We start from the raw sequence: 14,815 nt of genomic DNA on the forward strand, positions 1-14,815 counted from the left end.
TTTTTTGTTTTCTCTATCTTTTATTCCGCTATTTGTGGGCAATAAACGCCCGATTGGTTAAGGCTAATAATCAACAGGGGATGAACAAAAAACACTCATTAAATTTTCATTTTATTTAAAACTCCCTCTCTCTTTCACTCTATATTCACACAGAGGTCACATCCACCTTTTATAGTATATGTATCGAAGTTGTTCCTCCCTAATTTATAAGACATTCCCCAGTGTCTTTGAACAGCTTCCATCCCTAATTAAATTGACATAAATTGTCCCCTTCCTTGACCATCTTATATATGATGGTCTTATTTTTTTGTCTTTCTATCTTTTATTTAAAACTCCCTCTCTCTTTCACTCTATGTTCACACAGAGGTCACATCTACCTTTTATAGTATATGTATCGAAGTTGTTCCTCCCTAATTTATAAGACATTCCCCAGTGTCTTTGAACAGCTTCCATCCCTAATTAAATTGACATAAATTGTCCCCTTCCTTGACCATCTTATATATGATGGTCTTATTTTTTTGTCTTTCTATCTTTTATTTAAAACTCCCCCTCTCTTTCACCCTATGTTCACATGAGAGTCACACCTATCTTTTATAGTATATGTATCGAAGTTGTTCCTCCCTAATTTATAAGACATTCCCCAGTGTCTTAAAGCAACTTCCATCCCTAATTAAATTGACATAAATTGTCCCCTTCCCTTGACCATCCTATGTGATGGTCTATTTTATTTTCCAAACACAAAATCTGTCTATCTACACTTAAAAAAAATAAAAATTCAGAAAATATTGTCAAATTAGGTATTTTTTCGGTATAATTACTTTAGAAAGAAATTTCGCAAAAACAAAAGGGGGGATTTTATTGAGACAAACAAAAGCAATCTTAATCGCATTATTTCTAGGTCTAGTTGTTGGACTCACTCTAAATTTAGCTGCTCCATCTATCTTTGAGCCACTAAATCAATATGTGTTCAACCCAATTGGTCAATTGTTTATTCGACTTATTAAAATGCTAGTTGTTCCTGTTGTGTTCATTTCTATCGTACTTGGTGCTGCCGGCCTTGGAGATCCGAAACAACTTGGAAGAATCGGTTTAAAATCAATTTCATTCTTTCTCGTAACAACTGCGGTTGCCATCTCTATAGCGGTTACATTTGCACTTATTATAAAGCCAGGAGCTGGCGGTAATTTTAAAACAGAAGGTCTTAAGTATGAAGGTGCAAAAACTGAAACATCTTTCGTCGACACATTGCTAAATATCGTACCAGATAACCCAGCAAAAGCGATGGCTGACGGAAACATGTTACAAATCATTGCCTTTGCCGTATTGATTGGACTCGGTATAGCTATTTTAGGAAAACGAGTTCAAGGTATCCATTCATTACTTGAACAGGGCAACGAATTAATGATGTATCTTGTTAATCTCGTTATGAAATTAGCCCCAATTGGAACATTCGGTTTGCTCGCTTCATCCGTTGGTAAAATGGGGCTTGCAGGCGTCGCTGCGATGTTCAAGTATATGATTGTCGTTATGTTAGTACTCATTATTCACGGGGTCTTTGTATATGGCGGCTTATTAAAGGTATTAGCAAAAGAAAGTATTGTTCGTTTCTTTAAACATTTCGGACCAGTAATGGCAATTGGATTTAGTACATCTAGCTCTAATGCATCGCTTCCATTTGCAATGAAAACAGCACAAGATAAGCTTGGCGTTCCAAAAGCGATAAGCTCATTTGTACAACCACTAGGGGCAACTATTAATATGGATGGTACTGCCATTATGCAAGGAGTAGCCACTGTATTTATCGCTCAAGTATACGGAGTTGAACTTACATTACCGCAATTAGCTATGGTCGTATTAACTGCTGTACTAGCTAGTATCGGTACTGCTGGTGTACCTGGTGTTGGACTTGTAATGCTTACAATGGTTTTAAATCAAGTAAATCTACCAGTAGAAGGTATCGCTTTAATTATCGGTATTGACCGTATTCTAGATATGTCTAGAACAGCTGTAAACATTTCTGGTGATGCAATTTGCGCAATGATTGTCGCAAAATCAGAAGAAAAATATAATACGGATCAATCGGCAGCATCGTAAATCAAAAAAGGAGTGAATTATTTCACTCCTTTTTTGATTTACTCCCTTTTTTAGAACGATATTCTTTCCCTTTATTATCATTACCAGTTTCAAATTCAGTGCTAAATTCCTGATTAAACTGGCCGGACTTTGGTGATCCTTGATTACCGCTCCCTTTACTACCGTTACGATTCGTCATATTTCTCCCTCCTTCCTTGTATTAGTAGTATGGCGCTCTATCTTTTTTCATACACATTTTATTTATTAACATCTATTACACACGAAAGAAGATCTCCCATCTATAAGGAAGACCTTCTATTTTATCACGTAAGCGTTTTCTTGTTTATAATCACTTAAATAAGTTTTTTGGAAATTGAAATCATTACATTCATTTCATCTTCTGAAAGTGCAGAGAATCTTTCTTGTAAATATTGTTTTTTCGCATCTTCCATTTTCGCAACTAAATCTTTCCCTTGTTCTGTAATCTCTAAATACACAACTCGGCGATCTGATGTAGAACGTGAACGAGTTACAAAACCCTTATTAATTAATTTTTCTGTAACAGCTGTAATATGACTATTCGACACATTTAATTCATTTGCTACACGCGATACCATTTCTTTATTCGTACGATTTAATATTCTTAGGACGATGAATTCATTCCACGGTATGTAACCACCAAATATTTTTCCGATATCATTACGCAACGTGCGAAACATAGCAAACACATTTGTCGATAGTTCTTCCATTAATTGCTCTCGATTTTGAGACAACATTGACAGCTCCTTTTATTTCATTTAGTTAAATAAAAACCTTATTAATAATTTTACATGAAATCTTACTTTTTGTCACCTTATTTTCCCATAATTCGTAGTTTTTTAATATGTATTTCATGATAAAATGAAGTCAACTTCCAGAAAAAGGGGTATTTTAATGCATGAGGAGGATAGGTTCTCAAATCTCAGCCTAAAAGATAAAACAATTATCATTAGTATTATTGCTCTTTTTCTCATTATAGTTTTTACATTTATATTTTTTGTATATGTAGGAATCTTTCAAATTACAGGTATAGCGTATAGTTCACGTACTGCTTTACTTCTCTTTTTTTTATTAATCACTTTCTTAGATGGTATTACATTATTTATTTTCAGTTTCTTCAAAGCGCTGCTATATCCATTGACTCAAAACATGTCAAATTGGATTTCTCTCACTCTTTTCTCATTCATTGAAATTACACTAGATTGGTTCGTCATTCATACTGCTGATGATTGGATAGAAAGCGTACAAATGTCCAACTTAACTGAATTATGTGTCGTACTATTCTTTTTTCTATTAAATAAATTATTAAGTGACAAGAAAGAGTAAGAATACAAGCTTTTCTATATAAAAATTGGTACAATGAAAGCAAATCTTACTAAAGAGGTGTTAATTATGAACTTACAACAATGGGCTGATAAAGGTATGTCCTTTGATACATATGTGAATGAAATGCAAGTAAACCAATACGAGCTACTACACATTTACAATAATTTTTTAATTCCAAATGAATTACTTCCTGTATTAGAAGAACGTCAAAATGATGGCTGGCGTGTTATCGTATTAACTGCTGATTGGTGTGGCGATGCTCTTTTATGCGTACCTGTTATGAAACGAATTTCTGAAGTTGCAAATATTGATATGAGTTTATTAATTCGCGATGAAAACTTAGAATTAATGGATCAATATTTAACAAATGGAACAGCACGTGCGATTCCAATCTTTATTTTCATTGATAAAGATGGAAATGAACAAGCTGTTTGGGGACCACGCGCTCCAAAAGTACAAGAATTAGTAACTTCAATGCGCGCTACATTACCTGAAAAAGAAGATCCAACTTTCGAAGAAAAACAAAAAGAAATGTATGCTAATTTCCGTGCTACATTAGCTGATGATACTTCTCTTTGGGAACATGTAATGGAAAACATGATGGAAAAAGTAGTAAAATAAAAACCTGCCGAGCTCGGCAGGTTTTTTTATTACATAATGAAGAAATAGAATACCGCAGCTAAAATGAAACGATAATAAGCGAACGGTGTTAGTTTTACACGAGATAATAATTTCAAGAATGAAACAATTGCAAGCATCGCAACAACGAATGCAGTTACAAACCCTGTTACAAATAGCGTTATATCTGCTGAGCTTAATACATCCCAGCTTTTAATTAAATCTAAGCCACTTGCAGCTACCATCATCGGTACCGCTAAAATGAACGTATATTCAGCTGCCGCTGTATGCGACACGCGAGCTAATAAACCACCACTTATTGTAGAACCAGAACGAGAAAATCCTGGCCAAAGAGCTAAACATTGGAACATTCCAATTGTAAATGCCTGTTTATATGTGATTTCATCTAACGTTCTTGCTGTACTTGGTTTCGAAAACTTCTCAGCAACAATCATTAAAATACCACCGGCTACTAAGCTAATAACAACTGGTCCTGGACCAAATAAAACCTCTTTAATAGTGCTATGGAATAATACGCCAAGTACCCCGGCAGGAATCATCCCGATAATAATATGTAATAAATTTAACGATGGTCCGTCTGTTACTTTACCTATTCCAACTAACGACCATAGACGCTTCCAAAATATAACAACAACTGCTAAAATCGATCCCAATTGGATAACAACTTCAAAAACTTTCGCTCTCTCATCGTCAAATCCAATTAAATGTCCTGTTAAAATCATATGTCCTGTTGATGATACTGGTAGAAACTCTGTTAACCCTTCAACAGCACCCATGATTAAACCAATTAACCAATCAGCCACAAGTAGTGCCTCCTTAATAACAAATAATATGTAATTTTTTCACACCTTATCATAATACCTTATCCCTTTTCAAAGTGCATCCTTTTTTTATTGGCTTCATATGTTATAGGCGCGTATTTCTTTTCTAATCTTTGATTAAATTGTATGATAGTAAGAGTTTGTTTTTTTATACGGAAAGGGGATTTTATGAAAGAAACTACTTCATTCTCACAAAAGTTAAAGCAATTTGTATTACTATTTTTTCCGATTTTCGTAACGCAAATGTCATTATTTGCGATGAGTTTTTTTGATACAACGATGTCAGGACATGCAAGTCCAACTGATTTAGCAGGTGTGGCAATTGGAACAAGTATATGGATTCCAGTTAGTACGGGGTTAACAGGAATTTTAATGGCTACTACTCCCATTGTTGCACAGCTCGTTGGATCCAAGAAAAAAGAGGACGTTCCCCACGTTGTCATACAAGCAGTTTATTTAGCAATTTGTGCTAGCTTCGTTGTTATCCTCATCGGTTTTTTCGTCGTTTCACCTATTTTAAATGGCATGCGCTTAGAAGAACCTGTGGAACGTATTGCAGCGCAATTTTTAAGTATTATCGCAATAGGAATTATACCTTTATTCACTTACACTGTTTTACGTGGATTTATTGATGCATTAGGAAAAACTCGAACAACGATGATTATTACATTATTATCATTACCAATTAATGTAATATTAAATTACCTATTAATTTTTGGTAACTTCGGTTTCCCAAAGCTCGGTGGTGTCGGAGCAGCAATTGCTTCCACTGCAACATATTGGTGCATTTTAATTATTACAGTCATTATTATTCAGACGAAAGAGCCTTTTGCCTCTTTCAACATTTTCAAACAATTATACCGACCTTCTCTTTCGAGTTGGATAGCATTCTTAAAACTTGGCGTCCCTATCGGATTTGCTATCTTTTTTGAAACGAGTATTTTCGCTGCGGTAACGCTCATGATGAGTAATTTTAGTACGACAACTATTGCAGCTCACCAAGCAGCTATGAACTTTGCTTCCTTGTTATATATGACTCCGCTAAGTTTAGCAATGGCAATGACTATTGCGGTTGGATTCGAAGTTGGAGCAAAACGTTACGATAATGCAAAACAATACGGACTGATTGGAATTGGATTAGCCCTTGCCTTTGCTTTATTATATTCGATTCTTCTCTACTTCTTTGATGATCAAATTGCTTCTATTTATACGACAGATGCAAAAGTTCATCATTTAGCAAAAGAATTTCTTATCTTTGCAATTTTATTTCAAATTTCAGATGCAATTGCAACCCCTGTACAAGGAGCTTTGCGTGGTTATAAAGATGTAAATGTTGCTCTAATTATGACTTTAATTGCTTATTGGATAATAGGTCTACCACTAGGTTACATATTAGCGACGTATACAGAATGGGCCGCGAAAGGCTATTGGATCGGTCTTATTATCGGTCTAGCATTTGGCGCTGCCTTCCTACTTATCCGTCTCTTTCAAGTACAACGAAAATATACAACACAAAACAGCCGCTAATAATAAAGCGGCTGTTTTCTTTATGCATATTTTTTCTTGTAATGTATAATATAATGAAAAAGAAAGGTGGGTACATATGGACGACAAAGAAAAAAAGCAATCATTCGATGAAGAATTTGCCCCTGAAATTTCACCTGGATATCGGCAAGATGTACATAAGCCACCTAAATATAAAAACACTTCGTTTTTAATGGGCATTACCATTTTCGCTGCTGTATTACTCATACTTATCATTTTCGTTTATTTTTGATGAAAGGTGGCCTATTATATGAAGAAACAAGATTCCAATCGTTCAAAAAGAACTGTTAAAACACAAAAAGGATATGCAGGAGATTCTGTTCATACTCTTAAACAAGTCGAGCAAGGGAATTTATATATTGCTCAAAAAGAACTTGGTCAACAAAATGAAAATCTTTAAAGGCCCTTTATTCCTTAAGGGTCTTTTTATTCCGCATTAAGTAATACACCCTCAAATGTTCTATTGAGCAATGAATTTCCTTTATTGTACGCGCTGCTTTTGGTCTAGCACCATAAATATATTATTAACCTTTACAATTTTCACTTCATAATTCAATTTCATTTCGCTTCTCTTACTCTTACCATTTTCAGTACCCGCAACGTACGCTACAGCTTGATAAAGAAAACTCTCATTGGTCTCTTCACGTATCTCCTCGTTTGTAAATTTATACTCTAAATCTTGAAAACGATTTGGATAATAATTTCCCATTAATTGTTCATACCCTCTATTTAAAAATAGTTCTTCACCTTTTCGTTTCACATCTTCTTTATTAGTAGACCCAAACACTGATAGTTGCTCGGTCACAAAATGCTCTCCTACCTTTTTCATTTCATTATGAGTTAAGTTTTCTATACTTTTGTTCTTTAACTCCTTATTTAACTCGTACTGATCAATCGGTTTAAAGGTAGCAAAAACCTCCTCTTTATATGACCAAAACAATACAAAAGCGATACATAGAGAAATGATTAACAGTCTTTTTTTCGTAATACTCCCGCCCTTCTTCATAATAATAGATATATTTTAACATATAGAAAGAAAATTCTGATATCATAAAATAGAATAACTTAACTCAGAAACGAGGAACAATTATGGACTCTTACAAACATTATATAAAAGAAGCTTTGCCTAATCTTTCTATACATTCATATAAACAAAATGAAGAAGGATGGGATAATGTAGCAGTTATAGTAAATGATGAGCTACTGTTTCGTTTCCCGCGAAAACAGGAATATGCGATGCGAATTCCGTTAGAAAAAGAACTATGCGCAATTCTCACTCAATCACTACAAGAAATCGAAGTTCCACAATATCACCTAATTTATAAAAATGAATCTGATGAGGTTCCTCTTTGTAGTTACTATACTCTCATTCATGGTGAACCATTAAAAACAGAAACAGTTGCCACGCTGGAGGATCCAAAGCTGAAAGCAATTATTACACAATTAGCTACTTTCCTTGCGGTACTACATAGTATTCCTTTACACCAAGTTACAACGCTATGTTTCCCTATTGAAAAAACATGTACCTACTGGAAAGAGCTACAAACAAAATTAAACCAATATCTCACTACTAGCCTTACTTCATTACAGAAACTAGCCTTAAATCGCTTATTTGAAAATTTCTTTGCATGTTTAGCTACATCCACTTTTCAAAACACAATCATTCACGCTGATTTTACTCATCATCACATTTTATTTAACAAGCATAACAAAAGCATTTCAGGTGTTATCGATTTTGGTGATGCGCAAATTGGCGATCCTGCTTTTGATTTTGCAGGACTATATTATGATTTCGGACATGAGTTTACTACATCTGTATATGAACAGTACAGTACACTTATTTCTCATCATGATCCATTACTCATTCATCGTATTACTACCTTTTATCAATACAGTCCTTTACTACATAATATTATTTATAATTTTGAGTCAGAGAATGAACTCGAATTCATTACAGGCACAGAACAGCTAAAAACGATATTACAGGGATGAGATTACATTCTCTCCCTATATACTCTCTCCTCATACATCATTAACTTTTTATCCATTTCAACAATAACTTTATACAATTGAAACGCCTGTAAAATTTGCAGTTGAATTTCAAAAGGAGCATTTTGTTCTTTTAACCATTGAAATACTTTTGTTTCATCTTTCATTGATTATTCCTCCCTTTATTCTGATTTGTGGGTAGCCCGATTAATGAGGGCTGATAATCAGTGGGTGATTGACAAAACCCCCACTGATTAAAGTTTCACTTTATTAAAATCTGCTACAAATATACCGTAAATGATGAAAAGCTTTTCATGTCAATAACAAAAAAGGATGCAAAGTTGCATCCTTTAATGAACTATATTTTTCTTCTGTTTCGCTTCTGTCTTTACTTCTTCCCCTTGGCATTCACTACGAAACGCACAACTTATACACTCAGAACGAAAATGACGCTCTGTATAATGCTCAGGTTGCTCTAACATTTCTTTCATTCTAGATAAATCAGCCATTCCAGTTATAATATCTTCCTGTTTCGGAATGTACTCATACTTAGTTCCTTCTATTAAATTAATAACTTCAATTTTTCCTGGAAGAACTCCGAAAGCTTTATAACTGAATACTGTCATTAGCTTCTGACAAAGAGCAAGCATTTCCTCATCTGCATCGACAACATACTTTTTAATTACAAACGACTCAGCACTCCACTCACCAACTTCAAATGTCAATGACATGTGGACACCTAACTCTTCCATATATGTTTGAAACTTCTCGTATAAAAACAATGGTGGTGTCTGACTATCATCCTTTTCAACGAACTGTAATAAGTGATCCGTTAGCTTCGCTAATACAATATAGTATTCCGTCTTCGAAGCAAACATATTAATCCTTACTTTTTTCCAATACTTTTCTATTAATATTAAAAGTACAATTTTCGTTTGTTGACCCGCAGGTAGCGTGTAATACTCGTTAATAATTTGATTGACAATCATTTGTGCTATTTGTTGCCATTCAAATGAAGAAGGTTCTCTTCTTTTTATGTGACGAAAATAAAATTTATGCGGACAACGCATAAAATCATACAAATGATAATCTGTCATCGTTTTGATTGAGATTTTCTCATGCACTTGCTCTTCATCTCCCTTCTGCCATTAAGAAAGGTGTTTTACAAATTCAGCTCCAAACTGTAAACATTTTTCTACATCTTCATCTTCTGGCGTTAATTCTACTTTTAGTCCTTCTAACACAACTGCTGCCCCGCGCTCTTGTAGCTTTTCTATTAAAATGTCAACTGCCACTCCGTATTTCGGATAAGCCGAATCACATGATCCGAATACTGCCGCTTTTTTCCCAGTTAAATCAATAGAATCCATTGCATCATAAAAATCTAAGAAATCATCAGGAAGATCGCCATCTCCCCAAGTGTATGCACCTAAAATAATTCCATCATACTGTTCTAATATAGAAGCTTCTGGTGAATCCATAATATCAATAACTTCAATTTCATTTTCTGTTTCACGAATTACGCCGGCAATATGGTCAGCCATTTCCTCTGTATTTCCACTCATACTTGCAAAAATCATTACTAACTTACTCAACTGAACCTCTCCCTTTACTTTGTATCTCTTTTTCTGTTTGAATGCTCTTCTTCTCATCTACATATTCAGACCGAATTACATTTCTTTGCCATTCCATATGCTGATCAACATCTTTATTTTTATCTTTTAATCCCCTCCGCAGAAGGTGAAAATTCTTTCTCATTAACATGTCGCATCCATCCTATTGATAATAATTATCAATTTCAACTATATTTAGATTAATTGACATTGATTATCAATGTCAATAACTATTTTTAAAAAAATGATTAAAATGTACAAGCTTGTCCGTTAGCTATTCATATACTATGAATGAGCATAGTTCTTTCTCAGCCCTCTCTGACGGAAAGAAATAAAAGCAACTGCAATAGAGTGCAGTTGCCTTTTTTTGTTTTTCTATAATTTTAGTAATCTTATAGTCGTCTCTAAAAATAGCTCCACTCCACAAATTAATGCTGATTCATCCACGTCAAATTTCGGATGATGATGTGGATAACAAGTATATATATTTTCATTACCTGTTCCTAATTTAATGAAACAACCAGGTGCTTTTCTTAAATATGCTGAAAAATCTTCTCCACCCATAGAAGGTTCAAGCTTCACAACACGCTCATTCCCAAACAAATGTAGTGCACTTTCTTCTACTATTTTCGTAATATATTCATCATTAATAACCGGATCATATCCATATCGATACGTATATGTATACGATCCTCCATGTGCTTCTGTAATTCCTTTCACAATTTTCTCGATTTTCCCTTCTGCTTCCACCCTCAATGCTTGATTAAATGAACGAACAGTTCCCATTAAAGTTGCTGTACTAGGAATAATATTGTCAGCCGTTCCCCCATGAAATTGTGTAACTGAAACAACCCTTTGCATAAAAGCACTTGTATTTCTTGATACGATATGTTGTAGATTTGTAATAATCTGTGCTCCGATAGCAATAGGATCTATCGTTTCTTCTGGTCGCGCCGCATGTCCTCCTTTGCCTTGAATCTCAACTGTAAATACGTCTGGAGCTGCCATCATCGGTCCATATGCAATTCCTATCTTTCCACTCTCAAGTCCTGACATAACATGTAAACCTATTACATAATCAACACCGTCCATTACACCTGCCTCAACCATTTCTTGTCCCCCACCGGGATACACCTCTTCTGCGTGCTGAAAGAATAGACGAATCTCACCTGCAAAATCTTCCTTTATATTTGATAACACCTCTGCTGTACTTAATAAAATAGCTGCGTGAGCATCGTGCCCACATGCATGCATCATTCCTTTATTCACAGATGTATAAGATTTACTTGTCTCCTCTTGAATTGGCAAAGCGTCTATATCAGCTCGAATCGCAATTACTTTCCCTTGCTTCACACCTCTTTTAATTGCTAGTACACTATACTTCGTCGGTCTCGTTACTTCAAAAGAAGAAAATGAGCATAATGTATCATATATAAATTGCGAAGTTTCTTTTTCATGAAATGATAATTCCGGATACTTATGGAAATGCCTTCTCCATTTCACGATATTTTCTTCCGAAATTAGATTCTTCCACACTCTATTCATGATAATTTCCTCCTTTTCAAAAGAACTAGAAATTTAAAAGTTTACTCCGTCTTAAATGATTAATAAAAACAAACACTGTATTTTTACGTATTCTTATAGTCCACTTTTATGTATTCACACAATCCACTTTCTATTTACATGTCAAACCCATTACAAATTCATGCTGAATGTAATATAATTGCTAAGTTAGGGATTTTCTTTTTTAGTATTTAGTGCTAATATCAAAAAAGAGCCTTTTGACTTATTTTTACCTAAAATGTGGGATTTTGTTTTTTTCACAATAATGTAGGACATGATACCTACAAAGAGCTATTATTTCATTAAGAGAGGGAAAGACATGGAAAGATTAAAAGAGATATGGTCTCGACCACTCACACAATGGGTTGCAAAGACGGTTTATTATCTTGCAATTTTATTTGCATTACTTTGGTTGTATGGATTCCATGATACAAACACAAGTACATTTATTTACAATGAATTCTAGGGTGGGAACGTTATGAAGTTATTAGAACAAATTGAAAAGTGGGCTGCAGAAACGCCTGATCAAACCGCTTTTGTTTGGCGAGATGCGAAAATTACGTACAAACAATTAAAGGAAGATTCTGATGCGTTGGCACATTGGATTTCTTCTGAGTATCCAGACGATCGTTCACCAATTATGGTGTATGGCCATATGCAACCTGAAATGATTATTAACTTTTTAGGATGTGTAAAAGCTGGACATGCTTACATTCCTGTAGATTTATCTATCCCAGCTGATCGTGTACAACGTATTGCTGAAAATTCTGGTGCGAAATTACTTTTATCGGCAACAGCAGTAACTGTAACTGATTTACCAGTTCGCATCGTAAGTGAAGACAACTTAAAAGATATTTTCTTTACTCATAAAGGGAACACTCCAAATCCTGAACATGCGGTAAAAGGTGATGAGAACTTCTACATTATTTACACATCAGGAAGCACAGGTAATCCGAAAGGGGTTCAGATTACTTATAACTGCCTTGTTAGCTTTACAAAATGGGCTGTAGAAGATTTCAACTTACAAACAGGGCAAGTATTCTTAAACCAAGCACCTTTCTCATTTGATTTATCTGTAATGGATATTTACCCATCATTAGTAACAGGTGGTACACTTTGGGCAATCGATAAAGATATGATTGCGCGTCCAAAAGACTTGTTTGCTTCTTTAGAGCAATCGGATATTCAAGTATGGACTTCCACACCTTCTTTCGCTGAAATGTGTTTAATGGAAGCATCTTTCTCTGAGAGTATGCTACCGAACATGAAAACATTCTTATTCTGCGGTGAAGTGTTACCAAATGAAGTAGCTAGAAAATTAATTGAGCGTTTCCCTAAAGCAACAATTATGAATACGTATGGTCCAACAGAAGCTACTGTCGCTGTAACAGGTATTCACGTTACAGAAGAAGTGCTTGATCAATACAAATCACTTCCAGTTGGCTATTGTAAATCAGACTGTCGCCTTCTTATTATGAAAGAAGATGGCACGATCGCACCTGATGGTGAAAAAGGTGAAATCGTAATTGTCGGTCCAAGCGTAAGCGTTGGATATTTAGGAAGCCCTGAATTAACAGAAAAAGCATTTACTATGATTGACGGTGAGCGCGCCTATAAAACAGGCGATGCTGGCTATGTTGAAAATGGTCTTCTATTCTATAATGGTCGTCTTGATTTCCAAATTAAGCTGCATGGTTATCGAATGGAATTAGAAGAAATTGAGCATCACCTTCGTGCGTGTTCTTACGTAGAAGGAGCAGTTATCGTTCCAATTAAAAAAGGTGAGAAATACGATTATTTATTAGCGGTTGTTGTTCCTGGGGAGCATTCGTTTGAAAAAGAATTCAAATTAACATCTGCAATCAAAAAAGAACTCAATGAGCGATTACCAAACTACATGATTCCACGTAAATTCATGTATCAATCTTCTATTCCAATGACACCAAATGGAAAGGTAGATCGCAAAAAATTATTGAGTGAGGTTACAGCATGACCGCATATGGATCATTTTATTTTTTCGCTATAGTGGGCATTTTATTAATACCTACTATCATAGCTGGATTAAAAGGTAAAATGTTGCGCAAATATAATGCCGTTTTAACATTAGTCATGATTGCTATTATCTTCTCAGATAAACCAAAGCAAGCAATGATGCTAGCTGCATTTATTATTTGGCAATATGTCCTTATTAAAGGCTATTTAATTTTAAGAAAACAAAATAATAGTACATTCACATTTTGCATAGCTGTTATTTTATCGATTTTGCCTCTTATTTTGGCAAAAATCGCGCCGTTTGCATCGTTTTTACCTGAGTTAAAACTTGTTGTTTTCCTAGGTATATCTTACGTAACATTCAGAGCAGTTCAAATGGTATTTGAAGTTCGTGATGGTTTAATTAAAGAGCTTTCTTTCTTTAACTTCTGGGAATTCGTTTTATTCTTCCCTGCGATTTCAACAGGACCTATCGATCGTTACCGAAGATTCCAAAAAGATATTCAAAAGCCACCTAGCGCTGAAGAATATCAAAATTTACTATATACAGGACTAAATCGTATTTTCCAAGGTTTCTTGTATAAATTTATTATTGCTTACTTAATAAAGCAATATTGTATGGATCCAGCATTCGCTCAACACGATACAATATTTTCAAATATGATTTACATGTATAGCTATAGCTTATATCTATTCTTTGATTTTGCTGGTTATAGCTCTTTTGTAATTGGTGTAAGTTATATGATGGGAATTAAAACGCCAGAAAACTTCAATAAGCCATTCCTTAGTCGTAATATTAAAGACTTCTGGAACCGCTGGCACATGAGTTTATCATTCTGGTTCCGTGATTTTATTTACATGCGTTTCGTCTTTTTTGCAACGAAGAAAAAGTTAATTAAGAACCGTTACACTATTTCGTATATCGGGGCATTTTTAAACTTCTTCATTATGGGAATTTGGCACATCCAAGGAAGCGCTGTTGCGCAGTATGTTATTTATGGTCTATACCATGCCGCACTGTTTATTTTATTCGATATTTTCGAACGAAAAAACAAGAAGCATAAGTTTTGGCCAAACAATAAATTTACACACATCCTTGCGATTGTAATTACGTTCCACGTTGTATGTTTCGGTTTCCTAATCTTCTCTGGACACCTTAACAGATACTTTTAATGCACCCTTCTTATTCCATTAAGAAGTTGCACATATAATAAT

Annotated in this window: 19 protein-coding genes; 10 read left to right on the top strand and 9 right to left on the bottom strand. The window is 34.6% G+C overall.

Annotation, left to right across the window (positions count from 1 at the left end; translation table 11 throughout):
- The first annotated feature begins 858 nt into the window (after window positions 1–858).
- Window positions 859–2,094 (top strand): dicarboxylate/amino acid:cation symporter, encoded by a 1,236-nt coding sequence (locus GBN91_RS08670; protein ID WP_086389294.1) that lies wholly within the window; start codon window positions 859–861, stop codon window positions 2,092–2,094.
- A 22-nt stretch (window positions 2,095–2,116) separates the two neighbouring features.
- Here the strand turns inward: GBN91_RS08670 and GBN91_RS08675 are convergent, their stop codons facing one another.
- Complete coding sequence (locus GBN91_RS08675; protein WP_000184928.1) at window positions 2,117–2,272, bottom strand: hypothetical protein; 156 nt, start codon at window positions 2,270–2,272, stop codon at window positions 2,117–2,119.
- A 154-nt stretch (window positions 2,273–2,426) separates the two neighbouring features.
- Complete coding sequence (locus tag GBN91_RS08680; protein WP_000081432.1) at window positions 2,427–2,846, bottom strand: MarR family winged helix-turn-helix transcriptional regulator; 420 nt, start codon at window positions 2,844–2,846, stop codon at window positions 2,427–2,429.
- A 160-nt stretch (window positions 2,847–3,006) separates the two neighbouring features.
- On the opposite strand from GBN91_RS08680, the gene GBN91_RS08685 reads away from it, so the two are divergent.
- The gene (locus GBN91_RS08685; protein ID WP_000544069.1) at window positions 3,007–3,438 is read left to right on the top strand and encodes a regulatory YrvL family protein; all 432 of its coding nucleotides are present in this window, start codon (window positions 3,007–3,009) and stop codon (window positions 3,436–3,438) included.
- A gap of 33 nt (window positions 3,439–3,471) precedes the next feature.
- The gene (locus GBN91_RS08690; RefSeq protein ID WP_002023667.1) at window positions 3,472–4,059 is read left to right on the top strand and encodes a thioredoxin family protein; all 588 of its coding nucleotides are present in this window, start codon (window positions 3,472–3,474) and stop codon (window positions 4,057–4,059) included.
- Window positions 4,060–4,088: 29 nt separating this feature from the next.
- Here GBN91_RS08690 and uppP read toward each other — a convergent pair whose 3' ends face one another.
- The gene (gene uppP / locus GBN91_RS08695) at window positions 4,089–4,880 is read right to left on the bottom strand and encodes a bacitracin resistance undecaprenyl-diphosphatase (protein ID WP_000796256.1); all 792 of its coding nucleotides are present in this window, start codon (window positions 4,878–4,880) and stop codon (window positions 4,089–4,091) included.
- Between the two features lie 186 nt (window positions 4,881–5,066).
- Here uppP and GBN91_RS08700 point away from each other — a divergent pair, with 186 nt between their 5' ends.
- The 3 genes from GBN91_RS08700 (at window position 5,067) to GBN91_RS28770 (ending at window position 6,843) form a co-directional block, all read left to right on the top strand.
- A complete protein-coding gene (locus GBN91_RS08700) occupies window positions 5,067–6,425 on the top strand; it encodes an MATE family efflux transporter (protein ID WP_000665546.1) in 1,359 nt (452 codons plus the stop codon).
- A 76-nt stretch (window positions 6,426–6,501) separates the two neighbouring features.
- On the top strand, window positions 6,502–6,675 hold the full coding sequence (locus GBN91_RS08705) for a hypothetical protein (protein WP_000341062.1): 174 nt from the start codon (window positions 6,502–6,504) through the stop codon (window positions 6,673–6,675).
- Window positions 6,676–6,693: 18 nt separating this feature from the next.
- Window positions 6,694–6,843, top strand: coding sequence for a hypothetical protein (locus GBN91_RS28770; protein ID WP_000743742.1), 150 nt, complete (start codon window positions 6,694–6,696; stop codon window positions 6,841–6,843).
- 81 nt (window positions 6,844–6,924) lie between these two features.
- On the opposite strand, the gene GBN91_RS08710 is transcribed toward GBN91_RS28770, so the two are convergent.
- Window positions 6,925–7,449, bottom strand: coding sequence for a biotin transporter BioY (locus GBN91_RS08710; RefSeq protein ID WP_152121390.1), 525 nt, complete (start codon window positions 7,447–7,449; stop codon window positions 6,925–6,927).
- Between the two features lie 83 nt (window positions 7,450–7,532).
- On the opposite strand from GBN91_RS08710, the gene GBN91_RS08715 reads away from it, so the two are divergent.
- Window positions 7,533–8,435 (top strand): aminoglycoside phosphotransferase family protein, encoded by a 903-nt coding sequence (locus tag GBN91_RS08715; RefSeq protein ID WP_000378982.1) that lies wholly within the window; start codon window positions 7,533–7,535, stop codon window positions 8,433–8,435.
- 2 nt (window positions 8,436–8,437) lie between these two features.
- On the opposite strand, the gene GBN91_RS28775 is transcribed toward GBN91_RS08715, so the two are convergent.
- From GBN91_RS28775 to amaA, 5 genes are all read right to left on the bottom strand, one after another.
- Complete coding sequence (locus GBN91_RS28775; RefSeq protein WP_000651086.1) at window positions 8,438–8,599, bottom strand: hypothetical protein; 162 nt, start codon at window positions 8,597–8,599, stop codon at window positions 8,438–8,440.
- 183 nt (window positions 8,600–8,782) lie between these two features.
- Window positions 8,783–9,556 (bottom strand): hypothetical protein, encoded by a 774-nt coding sequence (locus GBN91_RS08720; RefSeq protein ID WP_000544574.1) that lies wholly within the window; start codon window positions 9,554–9,556, stop codon window positions 8,783–8,785.
- 24 nt (window positions 9,557–9,580) lie between these two features.
- Entirely contained in the window at window positions 9,581–10,027 is a 447-nt protein-coding gene (locus tag GBN91_RS08725) for a flavodoxin (RefSeq protein ID WP_000041153.1), read from the bottom strand.
- A complete protein-coding gene (locus tag GBN91_RS28780; protein WP_000929023.1) occupies window positions 10,020–10,196 on the bottom strand; it encodes a hypothetical protein in 177 nt (58 codons plus the stop codon). The genes GBN91_RS08725 and GBN91_RS28780 overlap by 8 nt, the downstream gene beginning before the upstream one ends.
- Window positions 10,197–10,420: 224 nt before the next feature.
- Window positions 10,421–11,590, bottom strand: coding sequence for an N-acyl-aliphatic-L-amino acid amidohydrolase (gene amaA, locus GBN91_RS08730; RefSeq protein WP_006928846.1), 1,170 nt, complete (start codon window positions 11,588–11,590; stop codon window positions 10,421–10,423).
- Window positions 11,591–11,927: 337 nt separating this feature from the next.
- Here amaA and GBN91_RS08735 point away from each other — a divergent pair, with 337 nt between their 5' ends.
- The 3 genes from GBN91_RS08735 to dltB are packed head-to-tail and all read left to right on the top strand — an operon-like array spanning window position 11,928 to window position 14,773.
- On the top strand, window positions 11,928–12,074 hold the full coding sequence (locus GBN91_RS08735) for a teichoic acid D-Ala incorporation-associated protein DltX (RefSeq protein ID WP_000440293.1): 147 nt from the start codon (window positions 11,928–11,930) through the stop codon (window positions 12,072–12,074).
- 12 nt (window positions 12,075–12,086) lie between these two features.
- Window positions 12,087–13,601 (top strand): D-alanine--poly(phosphoribitol) ligase subunit DltA, encoded by a 1,515-nt coding sequence (dltA, locus tag GBN91_RS08740; protein ID WP_000770505.1) that lies wholly within the window; start codon window positions 12,087–12,089, stop codon window positions 13,599–13,601.
- Window positions 13,598–14,773, top strand: coding sequence for a D-alanyl-lipoteichoic acid biosynthesis protein DltB (gene dltB, locus GBN91_RS08745; protein WP_000127933.1), 1,176 nt, complete (start codon window positions 13,598–13,600; stop codon window positions 14,771–14,773). The genes dltA and dltB overlap by 4 nt, the downstream gene beginning before the upstream one ends.
- The last annotated feature ends 42 nt before the right edge of the window (window positions 14,774–14,815 follow it).

Source organism: Bacillus sp. B1-WWTP-T-0.5-Post-4 (assembly GCF_009183795.1).
Classification (GTDB): Bacteria; Bacillota; Bacilli; order Bacillales; family Bacillaceae_G; genus Bacillus_A; species Bacillus_A cereus.

Excerpts from the sequence above, each read along its gene's own strand:
- GBN91_RS08675 (WP_000184928.1), bottom strand. The coding sequence starts at position 2,272 with ATGACGAATCGTAACGGTAGTAAAGGGAGCGGTAATCAAGGATCACCA.
- GBN91_RS08685 (WP_000544069.1), top strand. The coding sequence starts at position 3,007 with ATGCATGAGGAGGATAGGTTCTCAAATCTCAGCCTAAAAGATAAAACA.
- GBN91_RS08690 (WP_002023667.1), top strand. The coding sequence starts at position 3,472 with ATGAAAGCAAATCTTACTAAAGAGGTGTTAATTATGAACTTACAACAA.
- GBN91_RS08700 (WP_000665546.1), top strand. The coding sequence starts at position 5,067 with ATGAAAGAAACTACTTCATTCTCACAAAAGTTAAAGCAATTTGTATTA.
- GBN91_RS08705 (WP_000341062.1), top strand. The coding sequence starts at position 6,502 with ATGGACGACAAAGAAAAAAAGCAATCATTCGATGAAGAATTTGCCCCT.
- GBN91_RS28770 (WP_000743742.1), top strand. The coding sequence starts at position 6,694 with ATGAAGAAACAAGATTCCAATCGTTCAAAAAGAACTGTTAAAACACAA.
- GBN91_RS08710 (WP_152121390.1), bottom strand. The coding sequence starts at position 7,449 with ATGAAGAAGGGCGGGAGTATTACGAAAAAAAGACTGTTAATCATTTCT.
- GBN91_RS08715 (WP_000378982.1), top strand. The coding sequence starts at position 7,533 with ATGGACTCTTACAAACATTATATAAAAGAAGCTTTGCCTAATCTTTCT.
- GBN91_RS28775 (WP_000651086.1), bottom strand. The coding sequence starts at position 8,599 with ATGAAAGATGAAACAAAAGTATTTCAATGGTTAAAAGAACAAAATGCT.
- GBN91_RS28780 (WP_000929023.1), bottom strand. The coding sequence starts at position 10,196 with ATGTTAATGAGAAAGAATTTTCACCTTCTGCGGAGGGGATTAAAAGAT.
- amaA (WP_006928846.1), bottom strand. The coding sequence starts at position 11,590 with ATGAATAGAGTGTGGAAGAATCTAATTTCGGAAGAAAATATCGTGAAA.
- GBN91_RS08735 (WP_000440293.1), top strand. The coding sequence starts at position 11,928 with ATGGAAAGATTAAAAGAGATATGGTCTCGACCACTCACACAATGGGTT.
- dltA (WP_000770505.1), top strand. The coding sequence starts at position 12,087 with ATGAAGTTATTAGAACAAATTGAAAAGTGGGCTGCAGAAACGCCTGAT.
- dltB (WP_000127933.1), top strand. The coding sequence starts at position 13,598 with ATGACCGCATATGGATCATTTTATTTTTTCGCTATAGTGGGCATTTTA.